The organism is Isoptericola sp. NPDC056605, from assembly GCF_042792795.1.
In the GTDB taxonomy this organism is placed as follows: Bacteria; Actinomycetota; Actinomycetes; order Actinomycetales; family Cellulomonadaceae; genus Isoptericola.
Genome location: NZ_JBHTVT010000005.1, coordinates 190,196 through 216,231, shown reverse-complemented (window position 1 = coordinate 216,231; position 26,036 = coordinate 190,196). Strand labels below are relative to the sequence as shown.

Annotated in this window: 27 protein-coding genes, 3 tRNA genes and 1 pseudogene; 9 read left to right on the top strand and 22 right to left on the bottom strand. The window is 74.3% G+C overall.

Annotation, left to right across the window (positions count from 1 at the left end):
- Positions 1 to 11: 11 nt before the first annotated feature.
- Together ACFQ8Y_RS07765 and ACFQ8Y_RS07760 are read right to left on the bottom strand one after the other, a co-directional pair.
- A complete protein-coding gene (locus tag ACFQ8Y_RS07765; protein WP_430562643.1) occupies positions 12 to 917 on the bottom strand; it encodes a RimK family alpha-L-glutamate ligase in 906 nt (301 codons plus the stop codon).
- Positions 918 to 926: 9 nt separating this feature from the next.
- Entirely contained in the window at positions 927 to 1,967 is a 1,041-nt protein-coding gene (locus ACFQ8Y_RS07760) for an ABC transporter ATP-binding protein (protein ID WP_430549775.1), read from the bottom strand.
- 96 nt (positions 1,968 to 2,063) lie between these two features.
- Here ACFQ8Y_RS07760 and ACFQ8Y_RS07755 point away from each other — a divergent pair, with 96 nt between their 5' ends.
- The 3 genes from ACFQ8Y_RS07755 (at position 2,064) to ACFQ8Y_RS07745 (ending at position 4,611) form a co-directional block, all read left to right on the top strand.
- Positions 2,064 to 2,744: an ABC transporter permease gene (locus ACFQ8Y_RS07755; RefSeq protein ID WP_430562644.1), complete on the top strand. Its 681-nt coding sequence runs from the start codon at positions 2,064 to 2,066 to the stop codon at positions 2,742 to 2,744.
- The gene (locus ACFQ8Y_RS07750) at positions 2,741 to 3,454 is read left to right on the top strand and encodes an ABC transporter permease (protein ID WP_430549773.1); all 714 of its coding nucleotides are present in this window, start codon (positions 2,741 to 2,743) and stop codon (positions 3,452 to 3,454) included. The genes ACFQ8Y_RS07755 and ACFQ8Y_RS07750 overlap by 4 nt, the downstream gene beginning before the upstream one ends.
- A 119-nt stretch (positions 3,455 to 3,573) precedes the next feature.
- Positions 3,574 to 4,611, top strand: a complete 1,038-nt coding sequence (locus ACFQ8Y_RS07745) for a glycine betaine ABC transporter substrate-binding protein (protein ID WP_430585097.1) — start codon at positions 3,574 to 3,576, stop codon at positions 4,609 to 4,611.
- A gap of 65 nt (positions 4,612 to 4,676) precedes the next feature.
- Here the strand turns inward: ACFQ8Y_RS07745 and ACFQ8Y_RS07740 are convergent, their stop codons facing one another.
- The 10 genes from ACFQ8Y_RS07740 to ACFQ8Y_RS07695 form a co-directional block, all read right to left on the bottom strand.
- A complete protein-coding gene (locus ACFQ8Y_RS07740; RefSeq protein WP_430549941.1) occupies positions 4,677 to 6,320 on the bottom strand; it encodes a cation acetate symporter in 1,644 nt (547 codons plus the stop codon).
- A gap of 5 nt (positions 6,321 to 6,325) precedes the next feature.
- Positions 6,326 to 6,673 carry a DUF485 domain-containing protein gene (locus tag ACFQ8Y_RS07735; RefSeq protein ID WP_430549771.1) on the bottom strand — a complete coding sequence of 116 codons (348 nt, stop codon included), beginning with the start codon at positions 6,671 to 6,673 and terminating at the stop codon, positions 6,326 to 6,328.
- A 151-nt stretch (positions 6,674 to 6,824) separates the two neighbouring features.
- Entirely contained in the window at positions 6,825 to 7,604 is a 780-nt protein-coding gene (trmB, locus tag ACFQ8Y_RS07730; RefSeq protein ID WP_430585096.1) for a tRNA (guanosine(46)-N7)-methyltransferase TrmB, read from the bottom strand.
- A 35-nt stretch (positions 7,605 to 7,639) separates the two neighbouring features.
- Positions 7,640 to 8,056, bottom strand: coding sequence for a pilus assembly protein CpaE (locus ACFQ8Y_RS07725; RefSeq protein ID WP_430549769.1), 417 nt, complete (start codon positions 8,054 to 8,056; stop codon positions 7,640 to 7,642).
- A gap of 17 nt (positions 8,057 to 8,073) precedes the next feature.
- Positions 8,074 to 9,354 (bottom strand): HupE/UreJ family protein, encoded by a 1,281-nt coding sequence (locus tag ACFQ8Y_RS07720; protein ID WP_430585095.1) that lies wholly within the window; start codon positions 9,352 to 9,354, stop codon positions 8,074 to 8,076.
- Positions 9,351 to 13,328, bottom strand: coding sequence for a metallophosphoesterase (locus ACFQ8Y_RS07715; RefSeq protein WP_430585094.1), 3,978 nt, complete (start codon positions 13,326 to 13,328; stop codon positions 9,351 to 9,353). Before ACFQ8Y_RS07715 ends, ACFQ8Y_RS07720 begins: the two co-directional genes overlap by 4 nt.
- Before the next feature lie 202 nt (positions 13,329 to 13,530).
- A tRNA-Lys gene (locus ACFQ8Y_RS07710) sits at positions 13,531 to 13,606 on the bottom strand.
- 88 nt (positions 13,607 to 13,694) lie between these two features.
- Positions 13,695 to 13,770: transfer RNA gene (locus ACFQ8Y_RS07705), tRNA-Lys, on the bottom strand.
- 113 nt (positions 13,771 to 13,883) lie between these two features.
- Entirely contained in the window at positions 13,884 to 15,086 is a 1,203-nt protein-coding gene (locus ACFQ8Y_RS07700) for an acyl-CoA dehydrogenase family protein (protein WP_430549766.1), read from the bottom strand.
- Between the two features lie 42 nt (positions 15,087 to 15,128).
- Positions 15,129 to 15,425 (bottom strand): GroES family chaperonin, encoded by a 297-nt coding sequence (locus ACFQ8Y_RS07695; protein ID WP_429762689.1) that lies wholly within the window; start codon positions 15,423 to 15,425, stop codon positions 15,129 to 15,131.
- A 166-nt stretch (positions 15,426 to 15,591) separates the two neighbouring features.
- Here ACFQ8Y_RS07695 and ACFQ8Y_RS07690 point away from each other — a divergent pair, with 166 nt between their 5' ends.
- Complete coding sequence (locus ACFQ8Y_RS07690) at positions 15,592 to 16,098, top strand: peroxiredoxin (protein ID WP_430549765.1); 507 nt, start codon at positions 15,592 to 15,594, stop codon at positions 16,096 to 16,098.
- 21 nt (positions 16,099 to 16,119) lie between these two features.
- Here the strand turns inward: ACFQ8Y_RS07690 and ACFQ8Y_RS07685 are convergent, their stop codons facing one another.
- Together ACFQ8Y_RS07685 and ACFQ8Y_RS07680 are read right to left on the bottom strand one after the other, a co-directional pair.
- Positions 16,120 to 16,680 (bottom strand): GNAT family N-acetyltransferase, encoded by a 561-nt coding sequence (locus ACFQ8Y_RS07685; RefSeq protein ID WP_430585093.1) that lies wholly within the window; start codon positions 16,678 to 16,680, stop codon positions 16,120 to 16,122.
- 130 nt (positions 16,681 to 16,810) lie between these two features.
- Positions 16,811 to 17,182, bottom strand: a pseudogene (locus tag ACFQ8Y_RS07680) (NADPH-dependent FMN reductase); the annotation flags it as partial.
- Between the two features lie 54 nt (positions 17,183 to 17,236).
- Here ACFQ8Y_RS07680 and ACFQ8Y_RS07675 point away from each other — a divergent pair.
- On the top strand, positions 17,237 to 17,737 hold the full coding sequence (locus ACFQ8Y_RS07675) for a MarR family winged helix-turn-helix transcriptional regulator (protein WP_430549763.1): 501 nt from the start codon (positions 17,237 to 17,239) through the stop codon (positions 17,735 to 17,737).
- 20 nt (positions 17,738 to 17,757) lie between these two features.
- Here the strand turns inward: ACFQ8Y_RS07675 and ACFQ8Y_RS07670 are convergent.
- Positions 17,758 to 17,840 (bottom strand) — tRNA-Leu (locus ACFQ8Y_RS07670).
- An 86-nt stretch (positions 17,841 to 17,926) separates the two neighbouring features.
- Positions 17,927 to 18,304 (bottom strand): thioredoxin, encoded by a 378-nt coding sequence (gene trxA / locus ACFQ8Y_RS07665; RefSeq protein WP_430549762.1) that lies wholly within the window; start codon positions 18,302 to 18,304, stop codon positions 17,927 to 17,929.
- A gap of 111 nt (positions 18,305 to 18,415) precedes the next feature.
- Here trxA and ACFQ8Y_RS07660 point away from each other — a divergent pair, with 111 nt between their 5' ends.
- Both ACFQ8Y_RS07660 and ACFQ8Y_RS07655 read left to right on the top strand, forming a co-directional pair.
- Positions 18,416 to 18,988 carry an NUDIX hydrolase family protein gene (locus ACFQ8Y_RS07660; protein WP_430549761.1) on the top strand — a complete coding sequence of 191 codons (573 nt, stop codon included), beginning with the start codon at positions 18,416 to 18,418 and terminating at the stop codon, positions 18,986 to 18,988.
- Positions 18,985 to 19,626, top strand: a complete 642-nt coding sequence (locus tag ACFQ8Y_RS07655; protein WP_430585092.1) for a Pr6Pr family membrane protein — start codon at positions 18,985 to 18,987, stop codon at positions 19,624 to 19,626. Before ACFQ8Y_RS07660 ends, ACFQ8Y_RS07655 begins: the two co-directional genes overlap by 4 nt.
- A 37-nt stretch (positions 19,627 to 19,663) precedes the next feature.
- Here the strand turns inward: ACFQ8Y_RS07655 and ACFQ8Y_RS07650 are convergent, their stop codons facing one another.
- Positions 19,664 to 21,334, bottom strand: a complete 1,671-nt coding sequence (locus ACFQ8Y_RS07650) for an ATP-binding cassette domain-containing protein (RefSeq protein ID WP_430562655.1) — start codon at positions 21,332 to 21,334, stop codon at positions 19,664 to 19,666.
- A gap of 37 nt (positions 21,335 to 21,371) precedes the next feature.
- Here ACFQ8Y_RS07650 and rph point away from each other — a divergent pair, with 37 nt between their 5' ends.
- Positions 21,372 to 22,127, top strand: coding sequence for a ribonuclease PH (gene rph, locus ACFQ8Y_RS07645; protein ID WP_430549758.1), 756 nt, complete (start codon positions 21,372 to 21,374; stop codon positions 22,125 to 22,127).
- Between the two features lie 2 nt (positions 22,128 to 22,129).
- Positions 22,130 to 22,819, top strand: coding sequence for an RdgB/HAM1 family non-canonical purine NTP pyrophosphatase (gene rdgB, locus ACFQ8Y_RS07640; RefSeq protein ID WP_430549757.1), 690 nt, complete (start codon positions 22,130 to 22,132; stop codon positions 22,817 to 22,819).
- A 17-nt stretch (positions 22,820 to 22,836) separates the two neighbouring features.
- Here rdgB and ACFQ8Y_RS07635 read toward each other — a convergent pair whose 3' ends face one another.
- From ACFQ8Y_RS07635 to clpS, 5 genes are all read right to left on the bottom strand, one after another.
- Entirely contained in the window at positions 22,837 to 23,244 is a 408-nt protein-coding gene (locus ACFQ8Y_RS07635) for a DUF3054 domain-containing protein (RefSeq protein ID WP_430585091.1), read from the bottom strand.
- A gap of 17 nt (positions 23,245 to 23,261) precedes the next feature.
- Entirely contained in the window at positions 23,262 to 24,068 is an 807-nt protein-coding gene (locus ACFQ8Y_RS07630) for an MBL fold metallo-hydrolase (protein ID WP_430549755.1), read from the bottom strand.
- On the bottom strand, positions 24,065 to 24,868 hold the full coding sequence (murI, locus tag ACFQ8Y_RS07625; protein ID WP_430562659.1) for a glutamate racemase: 804 nt from the start codon (positions 24,866 to 24,868) through the stop codon (positions 24,065 to 24,067). The genes ACFQ8Y_RS07630 and murI overlap by 4 nt, the downstream gene beginning before the upstream one ends.
- A 134-nt stretch (positions 24,869 to 25,002) precedes the next feature.
- Entirely contained in the window at positions 25,003 to 25,704 is a 702-nt protein-coding gene (locus ACFQ8Y_RS07620; protein WP_430585090.1) for a DUF2017 family protein, read from the bottom strand.
- Positions 25,701 to 26,036: an ATP-dependent Clp protease adapter ClpS gene (clpS, locus tag ACFQ8Y_RS07615; RefSeq protein WP_430585114.1), complete on the bottom strand. Its 336-nt coding sequence runs from the start codon at positions 26,034 to 26,036 to the stop codon at positions 25,701 to 25,703. The genes ACFQ8Y_RS07620 and clpS overlap by 4 nt, the downstream gene beginning before the upstream one ends.

Below are 26,036 nucleotides of genomic sequence, written 5' to 3'. Positions count from 1 at the left end.
GGGGCACTGGCTCAGGCCCGCGCGACGATCGCGTCCGCGAACGCGTCGAGGGTGGCGGCCGTGCCGGCGTGCTGCATCCACAGCGACGGCTCGGTGAGCTCGAGCTCGATGACCATCGGCGTGCCGTCGTCTCCGGTCACGAGGTCCACGCGGGCGTAGAGGAACGGCTGCTCGCCGCCGACCTGCTCCCGCGCGACGGCGAGCGCCTTCTCCGCGACGTCGACCTGCTCGGGCGTGGCGGTCGCGGGCTCCATCCGCTCGGCGGCGTAGAGCGCCTCGCTGGCCTCGGCCGGACCGGTGAGCAGCGCGTGCTTGCGCACCGCGTGCCGCAGCTCGCCGTCCACGAAGACGAGCCCGGTCTCGCCCGTGGTGTCCACCGACGTCACGTACGGCTGGATCATCACCGCGCGCCCCTGGTCGAGCAGGTCCACCGCGTGCTTGATCGCCAGCGCCCGCGACTGCGCCGACACCGGCTGGTAGCGGCCCGCGTCCTGGGCGCCGGCGCTGACCACCGGCTTCACGACGAAGTCGCCGAAGGCGGGCATCCGCGTGTGCACCGCGCGCTTCGACAGGTGCCGGTCGGGGTCGAGCCAGATCGTGGGGATGACGGGCACGCCCGCCTCCTCGAGGGTGCGCAGGTAGCCCTTGTCGGTGTTCCAGGCCAGCACGTCGGCCGAGTTCTCCAGGCGCGGCACCCGGCGCGCCCAGGCGAGGAACTCGTCGCGCCGGGGCGAGTAGTCCCAGGTGGAGCGCACGACGACGAGGTCGTACACCGACCAGTCGACGTCCGGGTCGTCCCACACGACGGCCTCGGCCACCACGCCGCGCTCGGTGAGCGCCGCGAGCAGCGGGCGGTCGTCGCTGTCGAGGCGGGGCAGGGCGGAGCAGGTGGCGAGGCCGATGCGCGTCGTGGTCACGCGCCGAGCCTAGTCGGCGGCGGCCGCTGCGCCCGCTGCGGGGGCGGCGGCGTCGGCGGCGCGGCGCAGGCCGCCGAGGATGCCGGCCGCGGTGAGCGACCCGACGACGGCGCCGTCGTCGTCGACCACCGGAACCCGCCCCTGGGACGACGTCGGCAGCGCGGCCACGGCCTCGAAGGCCTCGGCGAGGCTGGCGCCCAGGGGCACGGCCGGCGGCGCGGGCTGCACGACCAGGGACGCGTCCTCCAGGTCCGCCCGCTCCACGGCCGCGAGCGCGAGCATCCGCTGGTGCGCGCCGGCGCCGACGAAGTCCCGCACGCGGTCGGTCGCGGGGTGCGCGAGGACGGTGAGCGGCGAGGCGACCTGCTCCAGGTGGCCGCCGCGGGAGAGCACCGCCACCCGGTCGCCCAGGCGCACCGCCTCGTCGACGTCGTGCGTCACCAGCACCACCGTGGAGCCGACCTCCGCGAGGATGCGCGACACCTGGTTCTGCAGGTCCCGGCGCCGCTCGGGGTCGACGGCGCCGAACGGCTCGTCCATGAGGAGCACGGGCGGGTCGGTGGCCAGGGCGCGGGCGACGCCGACGCGCTGGCGCTCCCCGCCCGAGAGCTGGTGGGGGTAGCGACGGCCGTACTGCGCCGCGGGGAGGCCGACGAGGTCGAGCACCTCGTCGACCCGGTCGCGCACCCGCTGCCGGTCCCAGCCGAGCAGCCGGGGCACGGTCCCGACGTTCGCGGCGACCGTGCGGTGCGGCAGCAGCCCGACGTCCTGGATGACGTAGCCCGTACGGCGGCGCAGCGCCACGGGGTCCATCTGCGTGACGTCCTCGCCGTCCACGAGGACGCGGCCCGACGTGAGCTCCACGAGGCGGTTGATCATCCGCAGCGTGGTGGACTTGCCGCAGCCGGAGGGGCCCACCAGGGCCAGCACCTCCCCGGGCTCCACGGTGAGGCTCAGGCCGTCGACCGCGACCGTCCCGTCCGGGTAGGCCTTGCGGACGGCGTCGAGCTCGATGCCGGCGGACAGCCGGGCGGGGGCGGGGGTCGGCATGGTTGCGAGGCTATCGAGGCGGTCCCACACGCCGGCCCGCGGCACGCCGGTGCGCCGCCCGGGCCCGCGTCGGGGGCTGCGGCTACGGTCGAGCCCATGGTCACCGCCGTCGCCACCGCCGCGGACAACCCGTGGTTCTCCTGGTCGTACGTGACCGACAACGCCGACGTGCTGTGGGCGCGCACCACCGAGCACGCGCTGCTGACGATCGAGGCGGTCGCCATCGCCGCGCTCGTCGCGATCCCCCTGGGGCTGCTGGCCTCGCGGGTGCGCTGGCTCGCCGGGCCCCTGCTCGGCACGGCCGCGATCCTCTACACGGTGCCGTCGCTCGCGCTCTTCGCGATCCTCGCGCCGATCATGGGCATCGGCCGCCAGCCCGTGCTGCTCGGCCTCGTGCTGTACGCGCTGCTCGTCATCCTGCGCAACACGGTCACCGGGCTCGACGGCGTGGACCCGGCCGCCGTGGACGCCGCCCGCGGCGTGGGGCACGGCCCGCTGCAGGTGCTGGCCCGGGTGCGGCTGCCGAACGCGCTGCCCAGCATCGTCGCCGGGCTCCGGCTCGCGACCGTCACGACCGTCGCCCTCGTCACGGTCGGGGTCGTGGTGGGCTACGGCGGCCTGGGACAGCTGATGTTCCAGGGCTTCCGCAACAACTTCTACCGGGCGGAGATCCTCACGGCGACCCTCGCCTGCGTGCTGCTCGCCCTCGTCCTCGACCTCGTGCTGTGGGCCGCCGGACGCGCGCTCACCCCCTGGCTGCGCGGGAGGTCCGCATGAGCGTCGCGGCAGCACCCGTCGCCGCTGCCGAGGGCACCGGCGTCGTCGGCGAGGCGATCGCCTACCTCAACGACCCCCTGAGCTGGACGGGGCCGGGCGGCATCCTCGAGCTCGGCCGCGAGCACCTGGCCCTCACCGGGGCGGCGGTGCTCGTCGCGGCGGTCGTGGCGCTGCCGGTGGGCGCGTGGCTGGGCCACGGCCGCCGGGGCGGCGGCGTCACCGTGTGGCTCACCAACGCCAGCCGCGCCGTCCCGACGCTCGGCATCATCCTGCTGCTCGCCACGGCGGGCCTGTTCGGCGACGGCGCCACCGTCGTCGCGGCGGCGCTGTTCGCCGTCCCGGTGCTGCTCGTCAACACGTACGAGGGCGTGCGCGGCGCGGACCCGTCGGCGCGGGACGCCGCGGTGGGCCTCGGCATGCCCGGCAGGCAGGTGCTCACCCGGGTCGAGCTGCCGCTCGCCACGGCCCTGGTGGCCGCGGGGGTGCGCACCGCCGTCGTGCAGGTCAGCGCCACCGTGCCCCTCGCCGCGCTCGCCGGAGGCGGCGGCCTCGGGCAGATCATCGCGCTCGGGATGGGCACCCAGCGCTACGGCCAGGTCCTCGCCGGCGGCGTCCTCGTCGCGGCCCTGGCCCTGGTGCTCGACGGCGTGTTCGCCGTCGTGCAACGCCTCGTCACCCCCGCACCCCTGCGCGCCGCCGCCCGGCGGTGACCGTCGATCCGCCACAAACCGGTTGCCACCACCGGACCCCCGCGGTCGAATGGGGCGGTTCCCCCTCATCTCCACCCGCACCACCCACGCCGGTCCCCCTCCCACGGACGGAGAGCACGATGACCCTCCATCGCACGACCCCCCTGCGCCGCACGACGGCCGCCCTGGCCGCCGTCGTCGGCGCCACCGGGCTGCTCGCCGCCTGCGGCGACCCCGGCTCGGCCGGTGGCGGCGGATCCACGTCCACCGCCTCGGCCGCCGCGGCGACCTGCGAGGCCGTCCCGGGCGACGCGCTCGTGGTGCTCGAGGACGACAAGAAGCTGCAGACGGTCGACAACATCATCCCGGCCGTCAACGCCGACCTCGCGTCCCAGGCGCCCGACCTGATCCCGCTGCTCGACACCGTGTCGGCCGCGCTCGACACCGACACCCTCATCGGCCTCAACAAGGCGGTCGACATCGAGCGCCAGACGTCGGAGGACGTCGCCGCGAAGTTCGTCGAGGACGCCGGGCTCGCCGCCGACGACGCGTCGCAGGGCGAGGGCGTCTCGGTCGCGATCGGCGCCGCCGACTTCGCCGAGAGCGCCACGCTCGGCAACGTGTACGCCGACGTGCTCAAGAGCGCGGGCTACGACGCGACCGTCACCACGATCGGCAACCGCGAGACGTACCTGCCGGCCCTGCTCGAGGGCAAGCAGGTGCAGATGGTGCCGGAGTACGTCGGCACCCTCACGGAGTTCCTCAACAAGGACGCCGACGGGGCCGACGCCGAGCCGGTGGCGAGCGGCGACCTCGACGCGACCGTGGCCGCGCTCACCGAGCTCGGCGACGCGGCGGGCCTGACGTTCGGCGCCCCGTCCCCCGCGCAGGACCAGAACGCGTTCGCCGTGACGCAGGCGTTCGCCGACGAGCACTCGCTCACCACCCTCACCGACCTCGCCGAGGCGTGCGGCGGGCTGGTGCTCGGCGCCGGCCCGGAGTGCACGGAGCGGCCGTTCTGCCAGCCGGGCCTCGAAGAGACGTACGGCCTGACGTTCTCCGAGTTCCGCTCGCTGGACGCGGGCGGCCCGCTCACCAAGGCGGCGCTGCAGAAGGGTGAGATCACCCTGGGCCTGGTGTTCAGCTCCGACGGCTCGCTCTCGACGTCGGCGGGCTGACCCGCTCCCGGACGGACGAAGGGCCCCGAGCGAGCTCGGGGCCCTTCGTCGTGCCGGGGGTGCCGTCAGTGCTTGGCCACGGCCTTCTCGGCGCCGGCGCCGGTGAGGGAGCGGACCTCCATCTCGGCGAACTTCTCCGGGTGCGGCTTCTCCTTCGACAGGAAGGTGCCGACGATCCCGAGCAGGAAGCCCAGCGGGATGGACACGAGGCCCGGGTTCGTCAGCGGGAAGACGTCGAAGTCCGCCGACGGGAACATCGCCTTCTCGTTGCCGGACACCGTGGGAGACAGGACGATCAGCACGATGCAGGAGACCAGCCCGCCGTAGATGCTCCACAGCGCGCCCGAGGTGTTGAACCGCTTCCAGAACAGCGAGAACACGATCGTCGGCAGGTTGGCCGAGGCCGCCACCGCGAACGCGAGCGCCACGAGGAACGCGACGTTCTGGTTCTGGGCGAAGATCCCGCCCACGATGGCGATGACGCCGATCACGACGACGGTCCAGCGCGCGATCCGCACCTCGGAGTCGGGGTTGACCTTCCCCTTCTTGATGACGTTGGCGTAGATGTCGTGCGAGAAGCTCGCCGCCGCGGTGATCGTCAGCCCGGCCACCACGGCCAGGATGGTCGCGAAGGCGACCGCGGAGATGAGCCCGAGCAGGATCTCCCCGCCCAGGGCGAAGGCGAGCAGCGGAGCCGCCGAGTTCACGCCGCCGGGGGCGTTGTTGATCGCCTCCGGCCCCACCAGCGCGCCCGCGCCGTAGCCGAGCACCAGGGTGAACAGGTAGAAGATGCCGATCAGCCAGATCGCCCAGACCACCGAGCGCCGCGCCTCCTTGGCCGTCGGCACGGTGTAGAAGCGCATGAGCACGTGCGGCAGGCCCGCCGTGCCGAGCACCAGGGCGAGCGCGAGCGACAGGAAGCTCAGCTTGGACGTGCCGTCCACGCCGTACTGCTTGCCGGGCTCGAGCAGCGCCTCGCCGCCCTCGCCCGCCGCGTCGACGGCGCCGCCGAGCAGGCTCGAGAGGTCGAACCCGAACTTGGCCAGCACCCAGACGCTCATGATGGCGGCGCCCGCGATGAGGAGCACGGCCTTGATGATCTGCACCCAGGTGGTGCCCTTCATCCCGCCCACCAGCACGTAGAGGATCATCAGCGCACCGACCACGGCGATGACGAGGCTCTGACCGGCGCGGCTGTCGACGCCGAGCAGCAGGGCCACGAGGCCGCCGGCGCCGGCCATCTGGGCGAGCAGGTAGAAGAAGACCACGAGCAGCGTCGCGAGGGCGGCCGCCATCCGCACCGGCCGCTGGCGCAGCCGGAACGACAGCACGTCCGCCATCGTGAACTTGCCGGTGTTGCGCAGCAGCTCCGCCACCAGCAGGAGCGCCACCAGCCACGCGACGAGGAACCCGATCGAGTAGAGGAAGCCGTCGTACCCGTTGAGCGCGATGGCGCCGCAGATGCCGAGGAAGGACGCCGCCGACAGGTAGTCGCCCGCGATGGCGGTCCCGTTCTGCGGGCCGGTGAAGTTGCGGCCGCCGGCGTAGAAGTCGGCGGCGGACTTGTTCTGCCGGGACGCCCGGAACACGATCACCAGGGTGACCAGGACGAACGCCCCGAAGATGCCGATGTTCACCCAGGGGTTGCCGATGTCCGTGGCCTCGGCGGCGGAGACGACGGGGGTCCCCGCGAGGGACTCGGTCAGGATGCCGCTCACAGCTCGCCCTCCTCGATCTCACGGCGCAGCGCGTCGGCCCGCGCGTCGAACCTCTTGTTCGCCCAGCGGGCGTAGAGCATGGTGATCACGAACGTGGAGACGAACTGGCCGAGGCCGAACAGCAGCCCCACCGTGATGTTGCTGTCGCCCAGCCGGATGCTCATGAAGTCGTGGGCGTAGTTGGCGAGCAGGACGTAGACGAAGTACCAGACGAGGAACAGCGCCGTCATCGGGAACACGAAGTTCCGGAAGGCGCGTCGCAGCCCCTGGAACTCGTCCGACCGCTGCACCCGTTGGTACTCGGTCTCTCCCGGTGGTGGCTCCGCGGTGGACAGGTCGCTCATGATGCCTCCGTTGGCTCAGGCGTCCGACGGGGCCACGCTGCCCCGCTCGATAACGATTCGCGTGGCACACCTTGCTAGAGCCGGGCCGTGTGGCGCAAGTCACTTCGCGGGCGCGTCCCCAGGTCGGGGCGCGTCCGTCCCGGCGCAGGGCTCAGCGGCGCACGTACTCCAGGTCGGTCGCGCCCCGGCCCGCGGCGGAGCCCTTCTTCTCGAAGCTCGTGAGCACGCGCCCCTCGAACCGCGGCGCGCGCTCCCCCGGGCCGTGGGCGTTGCGGAAGTCGTCGGAGGCCTCGAGCACCTCGCGCATCTGGTCGGCGTAGTGCGACCAGTCGGTGGCGAGCCGCCACACGCCACCGGGCCGCAGCACGCGGGCGACGACCTCGGCGAACGCCGGCGTGACGAGCCGCCGCTTCTGGTGACGGGACTTGTGCCACGGGTCCGGGAAGAAGACCCACAGCTCGTCGACCGACGCCTCCGGCAGCGCCGTGGCCAGCAGCTCCGCGGCGTCCGCCTGGACCAGGCGCAGGTTGTCGAGCTCGTTGCCCGGCGCGCCGCCGTCCCGGCCCGGGTCGGCGCCGGCGTGGCCCGCACGCACGATGGTCTGCGCCAGGCCGGGCGTGTACACCTCGACGGCCAGGTGGTCGCGCTCGGGGTGCGCGGCCGCGGCGGCGACGATCGCCTCGCCCTGGCCCGACCCGATCTCCACCACCAGCGGGGCGGTGCGACCGAAGACCTGCACCGGGTCGAACGTCCAGGACGGGTCGACCGAGGTCACCGCGGCGCCGCGCGGCACGTCGACGAGGTACCGGTCTCGGCGGGTGTCCCACGCCTTGCCCTGCGCGGTCGTGAGACGCGCGCTGCGGCGCACGAAGCTCACGGGCTGGCGGCGGTGGCGCGGGTCGACGGGCTCGGACGTCACGGGATCGGGCACGCCCCCAGGGTAAGCGGGCGGCCGGGCACCGGAGCTCAGACGCTGAGCTCCACGAGGGCGAGCAACGCCGCGCCGTACGCCTCGGCGGGATCCGTGGCCGTGAAGGTCCGCGGCTCGCCGAGCAGCTCCACCTCGACCTCGTAGCCCTCCGCCTCCCCCTCGCCCGTGCGGGTCAGCCCGCGGAAGGTGGAGCGCAGCAGCTCGCGCAGCTGGTCCTCGCGCGGCAGCCACAGCGCGTCCTCGATGGCCACGGAGTCGAGCGCCCACTCGGTGGTGCCGTTGAACCCGAGGATGGTGCCGGTCGGGTAGTCGTGCGCCTCGATCGTCATCGTGCTGACGGTGAAGACGTCGGCGGACAGGTCGGCGGCGTCGATGCGGAACCGGTCGCCGTCGGCGGGCCGCCACACCAGCCCGGCGTCGCGCAGCCGGGCCGCGAGCTCGGTGGAGATCATCGCCCCATCCTGGACCCTCACCCGAGCCCGAGCACCCGCTGCACGAACCAGACGAGCCCGACGACGGCGACCCCGGCCGCCGCGACGCCGGTCGCCCACCGCGCGGCGCGGGGCGCGCGCCGTCGCAGCAGCACGAGCAGCGGGAAGAGCGCGGCGATGATGCCGAGCTGCACGGCCTCGATCCCCACGTTGAAGACCAGCAGCGACCCGAGCAGCCCCCACGACCAGGGTTCGTCGAGCCCCAGGGCCCCGGCGAACCCCAGCCCGTGCACGAGGCCGAAGGCGAACACGACGGCGAGCCGGGTGACGTCGGACCGCGACAGGTCGTGCCAGCGCCGCCGGACCTGGCGACGTGGCTCGGTCGCGACGTCGACCAGCGCGCCGAGCCGCGGCGGCGCGCCCGGCCGCACGGCCCAGAGGTGCCCCGCGGCCACGGCGGCGATCGAGAGCGCGATGACCGGCTCGACCACCGCCCCGGGCGCGCTCACGGCACCGGTCGCCGCGAGGAGGAACGTCACGGAGTGCGCCACGGTGAACGACGTCGCCACCAGGACGACGTCGCGCAGGCGCCGGGAACCGACGATCAGGGCCAGCAGGAAGAGCAGGTGGTCGGGGCCGAGCAGCAGGTGCTCCGCGCCCAGCACGAAGAACTCCCCCAGCCGGTGCCACGTGCCCTGCCCGCCCGTCGTGACGGTCGGGTCGGACGGCGTGAGCACCGCCGAGCCCTCCTCGCCGTCGAGGTCGAAGGTCACCATCGTCTCGGTGGTGTGCACGAACGACTCGGCGTCCGGGAACAGGGCGCTGAACAGCGCGTGCGTCCCTGCCCCCTCCTCGTCCCGGGTGGGGCACGCGTAGTCGAGCACGACCGTGGCGAAGGCCTTCCCGCCCCGGTCGACGACCGTGGGGTCCGCCGCGAGCGCCGGGGTGCAGAGGTCGTCGCCCGCCGCCACCTGGAAGCGCTCGGTGACGTAGGCGGCGACCTCGTCGGCGTGCTCGGCGAGCTGGGCCTCCTGCGCGGCCTCACCGCGGGCGTCGTACGCCTCGGCCGTGAGCCACGCGGACTTCATGAGCAGGTCGTACTCGAGGTCGAGCTCGACGTGCACGTCGGCGGCGGCGCCCGCCGTGACCCGCGCGTAGGCGTCGGTCGTGGCGTCGTGTGCCGCGGCCGGACCGGCCGTGCCGACCATGCCGACCGTGCCGACCACCGTGCCGACGGCCGTGCCGACGACCGTGAGCCCGAGGGCCGCCAGGACGGCGCCGCGACGCGACGCCGTCCTGGCCGGGGTGGTGGACGTCACCGCTTGCCGCCCCGGGTGGTGAAGAAGGCCGGCTCGGCGGCGGTGACGCCGCCGCCGCGCGTGGTGGCCGTGACGATCCACGCGTACTGCGTGTCCCGCTTCAGCCGGTCCCAGCGGACGGACGCGACGTCCCCCGAGGTCACGGCCTTCGTCCCGATCACCCGGGTCGGCGCGTAGACGGCCAGCGAGTCCGTGACCAGCGACGTCGTGCGGGTGGTGAGGTCCACCGGGAGCACGGCGTTGTCGGCCGTCGAGTCGTAGCGGGCGTCCGGGTCCCACTCGTCGGCCCCGAAGTCGTCGAGGAGGGGCGAGTAGGTGTCGACGCTCATCTCGGCCCGGTCGACGTCGAACTGCAGGAGCCGGAAGTACGAGGCGCCGAACCGCAGCCGCTCGGACGGGTCGTAGCCCCCGATCGAGCCGAGGCCCACGCGCTGCGCGGGCACGGTGAACGCCTGGTAGTCCGCGAGGAGCTCCACGACGCCGTCCGCGATCTCGCCGACCTTCGGCTTGACGTTGGTCGTGACGCCGTGCACGTGCCCGGCGAGCACGAGGAACACGTTGTCGTTCGGCTCGACCACGTACTTGTACAGCGGCGAGCCGTCCGGGGCGGCGAAGCCCGCGTTCCGGCCGTCCTTCTGCGTGCTGGCGGCGAGGTACGCGTGGGTCATGAGGATGCCGTTGCGGTCGGAGTACCGCTCGAAGACCCCGTCGGCCCACTCGGCCTCCTCGCGGGTGACGCCGTACCCCATGCCGACGGCGACGAAGTCCAGCCCGCCCGCGGAGAACAGGACGTAGTGGTTGGAGTTGTCGCCCTCGCGCCAGGAGCGGTACTCGGCGTTCTCCCAGGACGCGGCCGCGGCCTCGTACCGGTCGGGGCCGAAGTACCGGTTGTACAGGTCGGCGCCGCCGTCCGCCCCGGACCAGTTGTCGTGGTTGCCCGCGACGGCGGAGTTGGGGATGCCGTCGATCGTCGCCTGCTGACGGGACGAGACCTCGAACTCGCCCGTGACCTGGTCACGCATGGCGTCGTCCTGCGGCTCGCGGATGTTGTTCTCGATGAGGTCACCGGTGTGCGAGACGAACGAGATCTTGCGCTCGTCGGCGTTCTCGGCGATCCACCCGGTCACCCCCGCGTACGCGGACTCCCAGATCTCCCGCTCCTCGGCGGTCTCCTGCTCCACCGCGCCCTCGGACAGGTACTGCGTGTCCGTCAGGTGCGCGATGGAGAAGTCGTAGTCCGCCGGGTCGGCGAAGCCCTCGGCCCCGGCGTCGAGGTCGTCCGCGAACGGGTCCGTGGCCGTCACCATGACGTGCACGACGCCGCGGTCGCGGTGCTCCGGCCCGGCCGGCGCCACCAGCACGGTGTCGCCGTCGGCGGAGCCGCGCGACGCCGCGAGCGCGTCCCAGGCCTTCGCCTTCGTGTCCCACACCAGCAGCGAGACCTCGCGCGCCGGGTCGGCGGTGCCGCTCCAGCGCACCACCGGGCGCTCCTCGCGGGGCTTCACCCGGACGTCGAAGCGCTGGTAGGCGACGGCGTCGGCCTGCGGGGAGGCGAGGGTCTTCCCGTCGCCCGCGGCCAGGCCCTTCGCCGAGACCTTCTTCGCGCCCCGGGGGTCGAGCTCCGTCGGGACGGCGTCGGCCGTGCCCTGCCGGACCTCACCGGGCAGCAGCACGTCCGCCTGCGCGAACGTCGCCGTGACGGTGCCGTCGTCCGGGCCGGCGACGCGGGCCGACAGCGTCACCGGCGAGTCGACGTCTGTCGTCCCGCGGGCGGGGGCGAGGTCGGTCGGCACGCCGGGCACGCCGGCGCTGGTGAAGGTGATCTCCCGCGTCGCCGCGTTGCCCAGCGAGTCCGCGACCGCCACCTCGAGGATGTGCTCACCCGCGGGCAGCCCCGGGCCGACCGGGGTACCGAGCGCGACGGCCTCGCCGTCGAGCGTGACCTGCGCGTCCCCGACCACCCCGTGCGCGTCGTCGAGCTCCACCGCGAGCGGCACGGCGGACGTGATCCGTGCGCCGTCGGCCGGGACCGAGGACGCGACGCGCGGCGCGGAGTTGTCCGTCTCCAGCACGCGCGTGGCGGTCTCGCCCGTGGTGGACGCCGCCGCGAGCTCGTGCTCCCCGTCCTTCAGGTCCGCGGTGTCCACGTCCGCGCGCAGGCCGCGCGCCGGGGCGTCCACCAGGAAGTGCAGGTCGACCTGGCGGAAGGAGTTGAGGTTCGAGCCGCAGGTGCCGTCGCCGAGCCCGTACGACGCCGCCGCGTTCTGCTGCCGCGCCGTGCCGTCCGCCGGCGTCAGGACGACGTCCGAGACGGTGAAGTCGTCGAGGTTGCAGTCGTTCTCGAAGGCGCCCGTGACCACGTCGATCTCGTTCCACCCGGGCAGGAGCCACTCGTTGGGGAAGGTGATCTCGCCGCGGCCGCCGACGATGGTCTGGTCGATGCGGCGCTCGATGCCGTTGATGCGCAGCAGGTTCTGCGCCGACCCGTCGAGCGAGTTGGAGCCGACGACGAACGACACGGTCGCCGCGCCGTGCCCGAGCGCCGGGAACGAGGTATCCGCCGGGGCGTCGATCGTCCACGTCAGCTCGACCTTCGGCAGCGCCGTGCTGCTGGAGCCGCAGCTCCCGTCGCCCATGGCGTAGGTGGTCTGCAGGTCGGCCGGCGGGGTGACGGTGCCGTCGGCGACGCTCAGGGCGAGGTTCGACGCCGCGAAGTCGTCGAGGTTCGCCCCGCACGACGCCGAGACGTCACCCGCGACCAGCGCGATCGTGTTGGCGCCGGGGCGCAGCAGCCGGTTCGGCACGCCCACCTGGACACGCTCGGAGACCAGGTCGCGGCCGCCCTCGCCGCGCAGGTCGAGCCGGGTGCCGTTGACGAGCAGGTGGTTCTGGTAGCGGGTCTCGATCGCGTTCGTGCCGACGTCGAACGCGAACACGGACACCCCCTCGCCCAGGGTGGCGGGCCCCGCGACGGGTGCGCCGTCGACGGTCAGCGACGCGGTGCCGCCCTCCCCGTCCGCGGGGGTGGACGCCGTGACGGTCTGCACGCCGCGCGTGAGCGTCCCGTCCTCCGGGGCGAGCGCCGGGGCGCCGACCGGGGAGTTGTTCACGCGCACCGTGTGCGCGGCGGTCGCCCCCGAGCGGGTCGTCGCGACCACCTCGTGCGCGCCGTTGGCGAGCGTCGTCGTGTCGACGTCGGCGGCGAGCCCCGCGGTCGCACCCGGCGCGGCCTCGACCTCGAACGTCGCCGTCGCCTCCTTGACGTAGGAGGTGTTGCTGCCGCAGGAGCCGTCGCCCATCGAGTACCCGAAGGAGTTCCCGGCGTCACCGGCGGTCTCGCCGAGCAGCTCGAGCTGCAGCTCCGAGACCACGAAGTCGTCGAAGTTCACGCCGCAGGACGAGTCCAGGCCGCCCGCGTGGATCTCGACCGTGTTGGTGCCCTCGACGAGCCACTCGTTCGGCACGGGCACGGAGACGCGCTCCGACACCCAGGTGCGGTCCTGCTCGACGCGGTGGCCGTTGACCACGAGGTAGTTGCCGAACGCGACGTCGGCGGAGTTGCTCCCGACGTCGAACGTCAGGGCGGACGTGCCCGTCGTCGCCTCGAGGCCGGTCAGGTCCGCGCCGTCGATGGTGATCCGGCCGACCGGGTCGCCCGCGGTGGTCGGGTCGGCCGCGAACCGCACGGTGCCCTCCAGGTGGGCGCCGTCCGCCGGGGTCAGCGTGGGCGCGGTGCCCGGCTCGGCGGGCTTGCCCGGCTTCGTCCCGCGCTCCGAGGACCCGGGCCTGCTCTCCGGCCAGCCGGGGAACCCGGGGAACCGGTCGTCGGCCCTCGTCGGCGCTCCCGGGTCGGGGGTCGCGGGTACCGCCGCCGCGGCGGGCACGACGCCGGCGGCGGGGACCGCGAGCGCCGTCGCCACCACGCAGGCGGCGAGGGTGGACGCGCGCAGGCGTCCTGAGGGGTTCGGCCGCATCAGCGTGCCGTCCTTCCTGTCGTCGATGAGGGAAGGGCGCTCCCGCCAGGCAGCCCGGGCTCACCCGGGACCACAGCGTGGTGGCGGCGGGTGAACTCTCCGGTGCGTGCCGGAGGCGACAGGGAGAACTCTGGACGACCACTGGACGCCAACTGCCCCCGGCACGACGAAGCCCCGCCCGGCGGTGCCGGGCGGGGCTTGGTGGTGCGCCATCAGGGACTCGAACCCCGAACCCGCTGATTAAGAGTCAGCTGCTCTGCCAATTGAGCTAATGGCGCTTGGTGGTGCATGGCCAGAGGACGCCCGCAGGCTCGCACCGGAGAGGTCCTCACGCGACGAGGTCCCCGCGGTACGGGGACCTCGTGCTGGTGCGCCATCAGGGACTCGAACCCCGAACCCGCTGATTAAGAGTCAGCTGCTCTGCCAATTGAGCTAATGGCGCTGGCGGTGAGAAACATTACCAGCCGCGTGGGGCTGCCGGGAAACCGTCGTGGCCGGTCAGGGCTGTGACCTCCGCGACAGGCCACGGCAGGGCCGCGACCGGTCGCCCGCGCGTCACCGGAACGCCTGGTGGCCGGTCAGGTGCCGGCCCAGGATCAGGGTGTGGACCTCGTCGGTGCCCTCGTAGGTGCGGACCGACTCGAGGTTCGCGGCGTGCCGCATCGGCGAGTGCTCCAGCGTGATGCCGTCGCCCCCGAGCACGGTGCGAGCGGTCCGGGCGACCTCGATCGCGGACCGCACGTTCGCGAGCTTGCCCGCCGAGATCATGTGCGGCTCCAGCCGCCCGGCGTCCTTCAGCCGCCCGAGCCGCAGCGCGAGGAGCTGCGCCCGCGACACCTCCAGGGCCATGTCGACGAGCTTCGCCTGCGTGAGCTGGAACGCCGCCAGAGGGCGGCCGAACTGGACCCGCTCCCCCGCGTGCCGCAGCGCGGCGCCGAGGCTGTCGCGCGCGGCACCCGTCGCGCCCCACGCGATGCCGTAGCGCGCCTCCGCCAGGCAGGCGAACGGCCCCGCCAGGCCGGGGTGCTCCGGCAGGATCGCGTCCGCGGGCAGCCGGACGTCGTCGAGCACGACGTCGCACTGGACCGACGCGCGCAGCGAGAGCTTCGGCTCGATCGGCGTCGCGGCGAACCCGGGCGTCGTCGTCGGGACGAGGAACCCGCGCACGCGGGGCCGGGCGTCGTCGTCCGGGTCGACGGCGCGCGCCCAGACCACTGCGACGTCCGCCACCGACGCCAGCCCGATCCAGCGCTTACGGCCCGACAGCACCCACGCGTCGCCGACGTGCGTCGCCGTCGTCGTCATCGAGGCGGGGTCGGAGCCGGCCCCGGGCTCGGTGAGCGCGAAGCAACCGATCGTCTCGCCCGCCGCCATCCCCGGCAGCCAGCGTTCCCGCTGCGCGGGCGACCCGTGCTTCGCGATCGCCGTCATCGCGAGCGAGCCCTGCACCGACACGAAGGTGCGGATGCCGGAGTCGCCCGCCTCGAGCTCCGCCATCGCCAGGCCGTACTCGACCGCCGACCGGCCCGCGCAGCCGTACCCGTGCAGGTGCATGCCGAGCAGCCCGGCCTCCGCGAGGCGGGGCACCAGGTCGAGCGGGAACACCCCGTCGGCGAACCAGCGCGCGACGTGGGGGCGGACGTGCTCGTCGACCAGCGCGCGCACCCGGTCTCGGGTCTCGCGCTCGGTCGGGCTCAGCTCGTCGTCGAGCGCCAGCAGGTCGAGGGGGTCCGCGGTTCGGGCGTCGTCGCCGGTCATGCGCCCACCGTAGCGACGGCGGGCAGGGTCGTCAGGCGGCCGTCAGAGGTACAGGCCGGTCGCGCCGCCCTCGTCCTCGGTCTCGGTGACGCCGTGCACGTCGCGCTCGCGCAGCAGCACGTAGTCGGTGCCGCCGAGGTCCACCTCGGCACGGTCCTCCGGGTCGTACAGGACGCGGTCGCCCACGGCGACCTGCCGCACGTGCTCGCCCTTCGCCACCACCTGGGCCCACGCGAGGCGCTTGGCCCCGGCCGCGGTCGCGGGGATCACGAGGCCCGCCGTCGACTGCCGCTCCGCCGAGTCGACCTCCGGCTGCACCAGCAGCCGGTCGTGCAGCATGCGGATGGGCAGCGGCTTGCTGTCGGGCGTGGAGCGGGGTGCGCGGTCGGTCACGGCTCCACGCTAGACGACGGCGGCGTTTAGGCTCGACGCCGAGCGCGCGCCCGCGACCGTCTCGCGAACCCGGTCGCCGCGCCCCGCACGTTCTCGACACCAAGGAGCACCCGTGACCCGTCTCGCCGTCGGCGACGCCGCCCCCACCCTCGAGCTGCCCGCCGTCCTGCCCGATCCCGCCGGCACCGGGCACACCACCGGCACGTTCTCGCTCGCCGACGCGCTCGCCGAGCCCGGCCGCCGGGGCGTCGTCGTGTACTTCTACCCCGCCGCGATGACGCCGGGCTGCACCACCGAGGCGTGCGACTTCCGCGACTCCCTCGCCTCGCTGCAGGGCGCCGGGTACGCCGTCGTCGGCGTCTCGCCCGACGGCGTCGACAAGCTCGCGAAGTTCGCCGAGCGCGACGCCCTGACGTTCCCCCTCCTGGCCGACACCGAGCACGAGGCCCTCGAGGCGTGGGGCGCCTGGGGCGAGAAGAAGAACTACGGCAAGACGTACGTGGGCGTCATCCGCTCCACCGTCGTCGTCGACCCCGACGGGAAGGTCGCCGTCGCGCAGTACAACGTCAAGGCGACCGGCCACGTCGCCCGGGTGCGCAAGACCCTCGGCCTCGACTGAGGGCCGCCGGTCGCCGCGTCGTCAGCGCGCGAGCGTTGCGACCGGGGCCGGTACGGGCTTGCCGAGTTGGACGACCCCGTCCGCGGCCCCGCCCTCGCGCGCGAACCCCTCGCTCTCGTAGAGGCGGAGGTTGCGCTCGCTGCGCGCGCCGGTGCTGAGCACCACCCGCTCGAGCCCCGGCTCGAGGTCGGCCTGCGCACGGCGCAGCAGCCATCGGCCGACGCCGGCGCCGCGCAGGTCGGGGACGACGGCGAGGCGGCCCACGTGCACGGTGCCGTCGTCGTGCCGGGTGCGGACCATCCCGAGCAGCCGCCCGTCGCGCCACAGCCCGGTCGTGCGCCACTCGGTCAGCCAGCCACGCACGTCGTCGAGGCTCTCGTGCAAGGGCGCCAGCGCCAGGGTGTCGTTGGCGAGCGCCTCGTCGACCCAGCAGCAGCGCTGGAGCACCATCACCTCGGCGGCGTCGCCGGGCGTGAGGCGCCGGAGGTAGGAGCCGGGCACCGGCCCCTCGACGGCGTCGTCGTCCGCCGCCTCTCGCAGCGGACGCAGCGCCTGGGCCAGCCGGGCGACCTCGCCGAGCACCCGGGCCGCCGCACCGTCCCACCGCGCGTCGGGCCCGGACCCGGCCGTCCACGACGGCGTCGCCGATCCGGAGCGCGACGGTCGCGCCGAGCGGCACGAGCCGCAGCGTGGTCACGACCTGCTTGGCGTGCTGGACGGAGCGGGTCCCGGCCGACGTGTTGCCGTAGCTGACGAAGCCGATCGGCTTCCAGGCCCACTCCCGGCCGAGGTAGTCCAGCGCGTTCTTGAGCGTGGCCGGCATGCCGAAGTTGTACTCCGGCGTCACCGCGACGACACCGTCCACCGAGTCCACCAGCGCGCTCCACTCCCGCGTGTGCCGATGCCGGTAGACGCCCGACGACGGATGCTCCTCCTCGTCGAGGAGCGGCAGGTCGAGCTCCCCCAGCGACACGGGGACCAGCTCGACGCCGAGGTCCTCCGCGAGCGGCGCGACGGTGCGGCCGAACCACTCCGCGACCGCCGGCCCGAGGGCCGTGGGCCGGGTGCTGCAGGTGAGGAGCATGACGCGCACCGAATTCGTTGACATGTCAATGAACCTAGGTCCTAGGATGATGACATGTCAACGACTTCGCGAGACCGACGGCCCGGGTCGGCCGCGCCCTGGCTCGACGAGGACCAGGAACGTGCCTGGCGGGCCTTCCGGCGGATGACGACCTCCGTCCGCGCGGACACCGCGCGGGATCTCGCCGGTACCGGCCTCTCCGAGCCCGACTACGAGGTGCTGAGCACGCTGGTCGAGCGACCGGGAACCACCAGCACGCTGCACGAGCAGGCCACGAAGATGGGCTGGTCGCGCAGCAGGCTGTCGCGGCACGCGAGTCGCATGGAGAGCCGGGGGCTCATCGCCCGGGCGCCCGACCCCGCGGACGGCCGGGGTTGCCTGCTCTCGCTCACGGCGACAGGTCGCGAGGCGCTGCGCGACGCGACGCCGACCCACCTGGAGTCCGTCCGCCGGCGGTTCGCCGACCGCCTCGACGCGGACGACCTGCGCGACCTGGTGCGGATCGCGGACAAGCTCGGCGACGAGCACGGGACGGCCGCTCCCCTCGGCGGCTGACCGCGACGGGAGGGCCCGGGTGCCGGAGACGGGGGTCGAACCCGCACGCCCTGAGGGCACGGCGATCTAAACGCCGCATGTCTGCCAATTCCATCACTCCGGCCGAGCGCCGGTCAGTCTAGGCGACGCACGACGGCCGCCCCGGGGATCCCGGGGCGGCCGTCGCGTGTGCTGCGGGTGGTGCGGCGATCAGGCCTGCGGCGAACCGTTGTTCGCGGCGGCGATCTGGGCGCGCACGTCGTCCATGTCGAGGCCCTTGACGGCCTCGACGACCTGCTTGAGCGCGGGCGCGGGCAGCGCGCCGGCCTGGTTGAAGACGAGCACGCCCTCGCGGAACGCCATGAGCGTCGGGATGGCGCTCACGCCCGCGGCGGCGGCGATGCGCTGGTGGGCCTCGGTGTCGAGCTTCGCGTGCACCACGTCCGTGTTCTCCTCGGACGAGGCCTCGAAGACGGGACCGAACTGCTTGCACGGGCCGCACCACTCGGCCCAGAAGTCGACCAGCACGATGTCGTTGTCGGTGACGGTCTTCTCGAACGTGTCGTCGGTGAGCTCGACGGTGGCCATGGGTGTCCTTCCGATGGGGGTCTCCTCGGCACAGCATCGGCGCCGCTCCCAGTATTCCCGCCGCGGCCTGCCCGCGCGCTGGCGCGCCGTCCGGGCTGGTAGAAACGACGTGTGACGGACACGGCCGAGTTTCCCCCCGACGACGAGTTCTACCGCGACGAGCCGCAGCCCGCGGGCTGGCTCAGCCCGGAGGACCTCGCCGCCGTGCGGGCACAGCTCCCGCTCGTCTACGTCGACGCCGTGCCCGTGCGCGTGGACGACTCCGGCGACGTGGTCGCCGTCGGGCTGCTGCTGCGCGTCACCCCGCTCGGCACGATGACGCGGGCCCTCGTCTCCGGTCGCGTGCTCTACCACGAGCGGGTGCGCGACGCGCTGCTGCGACACATCGAGAAGGACCTCGGCCCGGTCGCGCTGCCGCAGGTCCCGCCGTCGCCCCAGCCGTTCACGGTCGCGGAGTACTTCCCCACCCCCGGCATCACGCCGTACCACGACCCCCGCCAGCACGCCGTGTCCCTGGCCTACGTCGTCCCGGTGACAGGCGACTGCCGCCCGCAGCAGGACGCGCTGGACCTCGCGTGGCTCACCCCCGAGGAGGCGTGCAGCGACACCGTGCAGGCGGAGATGATCCACGGCCAGGGCACGATCGTGAAGCAGGCGATGGCCTGGGTGGGACGACTGTCGTGAACCGGCGGGCGGCGTCGGTCGGTCACCTGCTCGTCGCCGTCCCCGCTCTCGGCGGTGTCCTCATGGAGCTCGTCATCGCCGTGGTCGACGGGCCGGGCGCCGCGGGCACCACGGCCGAGCGGCTCGTGCGGCTGTTCTCCTACTTCACGATCCTGTCGAACGTCGGCATCGGCGTCGTGTCCGTGCTCCTCGCGCTCGACCCGGCCCGCGACGGCCGCCTGCTGCGCGTCGCCCGTCTCGACGCCCTGCTGTGCATCGTCGTCACCGGCATCGTCTACAACACCGTCCTGGCAGGCACGGTGCCGGGGCTCACACAAGCGGGCCAGCTGTCCAACGTGCTGCTGCACCTGGCGTCCCCCGTGCTCGCGGTGGTCGTCTGGTTGCTCGCCGGCCCCCGGCCGCGGGTCGACGCCCGGACCGTCGCCTGGTCCCTCGTCGGGCCGCTCGCGTGGATCGCCTACACGTTCGTGCGAGGCGCCGTCGTCGGCTGGTACCCGTACCCGTTCCTCGACGTCGGCGAGCTGGGCCTGGCCCGCGCCCTGGTCAACGCCGGGCTCGTCGCCGCGATGTTCCTCCTGCTCGCGCTCGCCGCGCTCTGGGCGGACCGGCGACTGCCCGCCGCACCGGTCACGCGATGAGTTCCCGCCCCCGCGCCGGCGAGGCGCCAACCGGGCGTCAGGAGCCGAGGTCGAGCACCGGCCAGTCCGCGAGGTCGGCACGCATGCGCCGGTCGTGGGTGGCGACGACGACGGCGGCGGGGGTGGCGACCAGGGCCCGGGTCAGCTCGTCCACGAGGTCCACGGACAGGTGGTTGGTCGGCTCGTCGAGCAGGAGCAGGTGCGGCGCGTGCAGCAGCGCTCGCGCGACCTCGAACCGGCGCCGCTGCCCGGCCGACAGCTCCGCGAGCGGCCGCTCGAGGTCCTCCTCGCTCAGCAGCCCGAGCGCCGCCACGGGCACGACGTGCTCCGGGTCCAGCTCGCCGCGCTCCAGCAGGCCCAGCGCCTCGGCCGCGTAGGCGTCGAAGCCCGTCGGCGCCGCGCCGTCGCCCGTCGTCGTCCCGGCGAGGCCCTCCGGGGCCGTCGCCTCCTGGACGACGACGCCCAGCCTCGCGCCCGGCGTGACCGACCGGGTGCCGCGGGCCAGCGGTACCCGGCCCGCGAGCGCCGCGAGCAGCGTCGACTTGCCCGACCCGTTGGGGCCGACGACCAGCAGGCGACCCGACGGCGGCACCGCGACGCGCGTGCCTGGCAGGTCGACGCGGACGGTGCCCGCCCGGTCGCCGTCCTCCGCCACGACCCGCGGGGACCGGAGCTCGACGAGCGGGTCGCCCGGGTCCCAGCCGGGCGACATCGACGGCAGGTCCGGGAACGCGAGGCGCGCGGGCGGCACGGGGACCTCGACGGCCTCGGCCTCGAGCTTCTCGATCAGCCGGTCGGCGGCCTTGACGTGGATGCGGGCCCGCGTGGCGCGGCGGTGCTTCTGCGACCCCTTGGGCGGCCGCCACTCGTCCGACAGCCCCTCGTACGACGCGTCCAGCCGCTCGGCGAGCACCCGGGCGCGCTCCTGCTCCGCGCGGTAGCGCTGCCGCCACCGGTGCAGCGCCTGGTTCTTCGCGAACCGGTACGCGAGGTAGCCCGGCTGCCCGTACAGCACCGGCTTGCCGTCCATCGACGGGTCGAGGTCGAGGATGGCGGTGGCCACGTCGTCGAGCAGCTCGCGGTCGTGCGTCACGACCACCACGCCGCCGTGCCAGGCGACCAGCTCGCCGGTGAGGAACTCGATCGCGGAGTCGTCGAGGTGGTTGGTGGGCTCGTCCAGCAGCAGCAGGTCGGCCCGCTCCGCGAGCCGGCACGCGAGGCGCACCCGGTACCGCTGACCCACGGACAGGGTGTCGAGCCGCCGGTCGGGGTCGCGCACCGCGCCGAGGCGGGTGAGCGCGACGTCGACGCGCCGGTCCGCGTCCCACGCGGCCAGGTGCTCGGCGCGCGCCAGCAGCCCGGACAGCCGCCGCAGGTCGCCCGTCTCGTGGTCGAAGCCCGCGGCCTCCTTCTCGATCTCGGCGGCGAGCGCGCGCAGGTCGGCGAGCGTGCGCCGCACGAGGTCGCCCACGGTCTCCCCCGCCGAGGTCGCGAGCTCCTGCTCCACCAGCGCGACGCTCCCCTTGCGCCGGAGCTCACCGCGCGCGGGCTTGAGGCCGCCGGCCAGGAGGTGCAGCAGCGTCGACTTGCCCGACCCGTTCTCCCCCACCACGCCGAGACGGGTGCCGTCGGAGACGCGCAGGCTCACGCCGTCGAGCACCGGGCGGCCGGGATAGGCGAACGCGAGGTCCGTGGCGGTGAGCTGCACCGGACAACCCTACGTGCGGCTCGCATAGGGTGGCCGCATGACTTCCCCCGCTTCCGAGGCCGTGCTGCGCGCCGACGGCCGCACGCCCGACCAGCTCCGCCCCGTGACCATCACGCGTGGTTGGACCGAGAACGCCGAGGGCTCCGTGCTGGTGGAGTTCGGCAAGACCCGCGTGCTGTGCACGGCGTCGTTCACCGAGGGCGTGCCGCGCTGGAAGAAGGGCTCCGGCGAGGGCTGGGTCACCGCCGAGTACGCGATGCTCCCCCGTGCCACCAACGACCGCAGCCAGCGCGAGTCCGTCAAGGGCAAGATCGGCGGCCGCACGCACGAGATCTCCCGGCTCATCGGCCGCGCGCTGCGCGCCGTCGTCGACGTGACCGCGCTCGGCGAGAACACGATCGTCCTCGACTGCGACGTGCTGCAGGCCGACGGCGGCACCCGCACCGCGGCCATCACGGGCGCGTACGTCGCGCTCGCCGACGCCGTCGCGTGGGGCACCCGCCACGGCCACGTCACCGGCGGCAAGAAGGTCCTCACGGACTCCGTCGCGGCCGTGAGCGTCGGCATCATCGACGGCACCCCGATGCTCGACCTGCCCTACGTCGAGGACGTGCGGGCCGAGACGGACATGAACGTCGTGACGACGGGCTCGGGCACGTTCGTCGAGGTGCAGGGCACCGCGGAGCACGCGCCGTTCGACCGCGCCGAGCTCGACGCCCTCCTCGACCTCGCCGTCGCGGGCACGGCCGACCTCACCGAGATCCAGCGCGCAGCGCTGGCGCAGGAGCTGTGACGATGGCCGACGCGACCCCGGACGCGACCACCGGCGTGACGGTCCCCGCCGGCGCCCGCCTCGTGCTGGCCACGCACAACCGCGGCAAGCTCGTGGAGCTGCGCGCCATCCTGCGCGACCAGCCTGGCCTGGACGCCCTGCCCGACGACGCCGTGGTGACGGCGGGCGAGCTCGGCGCCCCTGAGCCCGTCGAGGACGGCGTGTCGTTCGTCGAGAACGCGCTCATCAAGGCGCGCGCCCTGGCCCGCGCCACCGGCCTGCCCGCCGTCGCGGACGACTCCGGCCTGAGCGTGGACGTCATGGGCGGCGCGCCCGGCATCTTCTCGGCCCGCTGGTCGGGCCGGCACGGCGACGACGAGGCGAACCTCCGCCTCCTCCTCGACCAGCTGGCCGACGTGCACGACGAGCACCGTGCGGCGGCGTTCGTCTGCGCGGCCGCGCTCGTGACCCCGGACGGCCGCGAGGAGGTGTGCCTCGGCGAGATGCCCGGCACCCTGGTGCGCGCCCCGCGCGGGAGCCACGGCTTCGGCTACGACCCGATCCACGTGCCCGTCGAGCAGGCCCCGGCCGCCGACGGCACGCCCGGCACGCGCACGTCGTCCGAGCTCACCCCGGCGGAGAAGAACGCCATCAGCCACCGCGGCAAGGCGTTCCGCGCCCTCGCCCCGGCGGTCGCCGAAGCCCTCGGCTGACGAGATCGCCGACTAGATCAACGAGTGGTGCGACGGCGGGCGGCGAGGGACGCGAGGGCGCGCCAGCCCAGCATGGTCACGCCCAGGAAGACGGCGGTGACGATCGCGAACGCCGTCTCGACGCCGCCGATGCCGAGCACGGGCCGCAGCACCAGGCCCAGCACGACGGTGGCGAACCACACGGCCACGCCGGTGGGCCACACCTGCGCGGGGGCGCGCCAGGCGCGCGTCGCGAGCCAGCCGACGGCGAGCCCCACGACGAACGGCAGCCCGACGAGCGCGACGTGCCCGACGCCCGCGGTGTCGTGGCTGAGCGTGCCCACCACGGTGAACACGAGCACGCACACGAGGTCGCAGACGGCGGCGGGCCAGGCGGGCCGGTTCGCCGGCGACGTCGGGGAGGCGGGGGCGGAGGCGTCGTTCACGGCCCCGAGATTACCGCTCACAGCTCGTGCACCCCGCCGGCCGTCGCCACCGCGACGGGACCGTCGTACGCCGACCGGGCCTCGGCCACGGCGACGTCCGGCGCGTTCCACACCGGCAGGTGCGTGAGCAGCAGGCTCCGCACCCCGGCGGCCGCGGCGGCCTCGCCCGCCCGCCGGCCGGTGAGGTGGATGCCGCGCTCGACGGCGTCGTCGCGCCCCTCCTGGAACGCCGCCTCGCACAGGAAGAGGTCCGCCCCGCGGGCGCCGGCGACCAGGCCGTCGCACGCGTCCGTGTCGCCGGAGTAGACGAGCGTGACCCGCTCCCCCGGGCGCACCGACGACGGCCCCGTCACGCGGATGCCGTACGCCTCGACCGGGTGGTACACCGCGAAGGGCTCCAGCTCGAACGGCCCGACGTGCACCGCGACGCCGGGCCGCCAGGCGCGCACGTCGTACTCGCCGTCCATCGACTCGCCGGGCGCGAGGCCGTACATCGCCGCGGCCCGGTCCGCCGTCGTGCTCGGCCCGAGCACGGGCAGCCGCCGCCCGACGCCGGTGCGGGTGCCGCCCCGCTCCGGGTGGTAGCGCAGGTACACGTACAGCCCGGACAGGTCCGCACAGTGGTCGGGGTGCAGGTGGGACAACGCGACGGCGTCCAGGTCGAGCGGGTCGACGTGGCGCTGCAGGGCGCCGAGCGCCCCGTTGCCGAGGTCGAGCAGCACGTTCCAGTCCCGCTCGCCGTCGTGCGCCTGCAGGAGGTAGGCGGACGCGGGCGACGCCGGCCCCGGGAACGACCCCGAGACCCCCACGGTGACGAGCCTCATGCGGCCTCCACCAGGGTCACCTCCGGCCCCAGGAACCGGCGCGCGAGCCGCTCGAACGGCTCGGGCTCCCCGGTGGCGAGGAACCGGTGCACCGGAGCGGGCGCGCCGGGCGAGCGTTCGAGGCCGTGCTGCACGAGGTTGCGGTACACGTCCTTGGCCGTCTCCTCGGCGCTGGAGACCAGCGTGACGTCCTCGCCCATCACGTAGGAGACGGCGCCCGCCAGCAGCGGGTAGTGCGTGCAGCCGAGGACGAGCGTGTCGACGCCCGCGGCCTTCACCGGGTCGAGGTAGCGGTGGGCCACCTCCAGCACCTCCGGGCCCGAGGTCAGCCCGCGCTCCACGAGCGGCACGAAGTCCGGGCACGCCTGCGTGGTGATCTCCAGCCCCGGCGTCACGTGGAACGCGTCGTCGTACGCCCGCGAGTCGATGGTGGTCTTGGTGCCGATGACGCCGATGCGCCCCGTCCTCGACGTGAGCACCGCGCGCCGGGCGGCGGGCCGGATCACCTCGACGACGGGGATGCCGCGCCGCACGGTGTACCGCTCGCGGGCGTCGGGCAGCGCCACCGCGGTGGCGGAGTTGCAGGCGATGACCAGCATCTTCACGCCCTCGTCGACGAGCCGGTCCATCACCGCGAGCGCCATCGCGCGCACGGCGGCGAGCGGCTTCGGCCCGTACGGGCTGTTCGCCGTGTCCCCCAGGTAGAGCACCTGCTCGTGGGGGAGCTGGTCGAGGATGGAGCGCGCGACGGTCAGCCCGCCGACGCCGCTGTCGAAGATCCCGATGGGGGCGTCGTTCACGCGAGGAAGCCTAGTCGCGACGGACCGTCACGACCCCGGGGAGTGAGCGGCGACACGGCGTGGCGCCCGCCACAGCGACGCCCCGGCCTGCGTTGACGGCCGGCCGGCACGCCGGCGCGGTCGGCGTCGCGCGGTCAGTCCCGCGCGCGCCCGGCCCTCAGGTCCGCGAGCATCTCGTCGACCAGCGACTCCTGCGCGAACCCCGCGGCCACGAACACCCCGCCCCAGTACCGCCGTTCCCGGCCGGACAGCCCGACCCGCTCCCAGCCGGCGTACTCGTCCGGGGCGTCGTCGGCGTCGTCCGGGTCGTCGCCGGTGTCGTCGTCCTCGGTGTCGTCGTCGATGCCGGCGAGGACGTCGTCGTGCAGGGACTCGACGTCCGCGTCGTCGACCAGCCCCAGCCGCTCGGCGAGGACGAGCCGCACGTCGGTCAGCGCGCCCGCGAAGTCCTGCGCCGACTCGCGCGGCACGACGAGCTCCGCCCCGTCCCGCGGGTCGTCCGGGAGCACGTCCGGGGAGTCGATCGCGTCGGCGAACGCGACGAGGCGGGCCACCTTCCCGGCCGCCAGGTCCGTCTGCGTCAGGTGCCGGAACTCGGCGGCGACGTCGGCATCCTCCTGGTGCGCGTCGGGCAGCAGGCGCTGCACCGCCGGGTCCTGCGGCACCCGTGCGACGCCGGTGAACGCGACGCCGTCGCCGACCTCGATGCCCGGCTCCAGCCCCGACTCCGCGCGCACCAGCTCGGCGACGTCCCGCGCGACCCGCCCGAGCACCTCGCGCTCGACGTCGTCCCACCGGGCGACGTAGCCCGCCGGCGCGGACCGGAACGGCGTCATGCCGCGCCTCCGTCGGTCGTACCGCCGTCGGACGAGCCCGACTGCCGCAGCGTGGCCCACAGCCCGAACCCGTGCATCGCCTGCACGTCCACCTCCATCCGCTCGCGCGGGCCCGACGACACGACGGCGCGCCCGTCGTGGTGCACCTGCCGCATCAGCTTCTGCGCCTTCGCCGGCGGGTAGCCGAAGTAGCTCTCGAAGACGTAGCTCACGTACGACATGAGGTTCACCGGGTCGTTCCACACGATCGTCACCCACGGGTCCGCGACGGCCGTCGCCGCGTCGGACTGCGTCTCGCGCTCCACCTCGGTCGCCGCGGCTGCCGTCGTCAC

What these genes read in the sequence shown, in the direction of transcription:
- ACFQ8Y_RS07630 (WP_430549755.1), bottom strand. Translation starts at nt 24,068, where the DNA reads ATGAGGCTCGTCACCGTGGGGGTCTCGGGGTCGTTCCCGGGGCCGGCG.
- rph (WP_430549758.1), top strand. Translation starts at nt 21,372, where the DNA reads ATGACTTCCCCCGCTTCCGAGGCCGTGCTGCGCGCCGACGGCCGCACG.
- ACFQ8Y_RS07755 (WP_430562644.1), top strand. Translation starts at nt 2,064, where the DNA reads ATGGTCACCGCCGTCGCCACCGCCGCGGACAACCCGTGGTTCTCCTGG.
- rdgB (WP_430549757.1), top strand. Translation starts at nt 22,130, where the DNA reads ATGGCCGACGCGACCCCGGACGCGACCACCGGCGTGACGGTCCCCGCC.
- ACFQ8Y_RS07735 (WP_430549771.1), bottom strand. Translation starts at nt 6,673, where the DNA reads ATGAGCGACCTGTCCACCGCGGAGCCACCACCGGGAGAGACCGAGTAC.
- ACFQ8Y_RS07675 (WP_430549763.1), top strand. Translation starts at nt 17,237, where the DNA reads ATGTCAACGACTTCGCGAGACCGACGGCCCGGGTCGGCCGCGCCCTGG.
- ACFQ8Y_RS07715 (WP_430585094.1), bottom strand. Translation starts at nt 13,328, where the DNA reads ATGCGGCCGAACCCCTCAGGACGCCTGCGCGCGTCCACCCTCGCCGCC.
- trxA (WP_430549762.1), bottom strand. Translation starts at nt 18,304, where the DNA reads ATGGCCACCGTCGAGCTCACCGACGACACGTTCGAGAAGACCGTCACC.
- ACFQ8Y_RS07695 (WP_429762689.1), bottom strand. Translation starts at nt 15,425, where the DNA reads ATGCTGCACGACCGGCTGCTGGTGCAGCCGGAGGTCGACTCGGCGGAG.
- ACFQ8Y_RS07620 (WP_430585090.1), bottom strand. Translation starts at nt 25,704, where the DNA reads ATGACGCCGTTCCGGTCCGCGCCGGCGGGCTACGTCGCCCGGTGGGAC.
- ACFQ8Y_RS07750 (WP_430549773.1), top strand. Translation starts at nt 2,741, where the DNA reads ATGAGCGTCGCGGCAGCACCCGTCGCCGCTGCCGAGGGCACCGGCGTC.
- ACFQ8Y_RS07745 (WP_430585097.1), top strand. Translation starts at nt 3,574, where the DNA reads ATGACCCTCCATCGCACGACCCCCCTGCGCCGCACGACGGCCGCCCTG.
- ACFQ8Y_RS07700 (WP_430549766.1), bottom strand. Translation starts at nt 15,086, where the DNA reads ATGACCGGCGACGACGCCCGAACCGCGGACCCCCTCGACCTGCTGGCG.
- ACFQ8Y_RS07760 (WP_430549775.1), bottom strand. Translation starts at nt 1,967, where the DNA reads ATGCCGACCCCCGCCCCCGCCCGGCTGTCCGCCGGCATCGAGCTCGAC.
- ACFQ8Y_RS07725 (WP_430549769.1), bottom strand. Translation starts at nt 8,056, where the DNA reads ATGATCTCCACCGAGCTCGCGGCCCGGCTGCGCGACGCCGGGCTGGTG.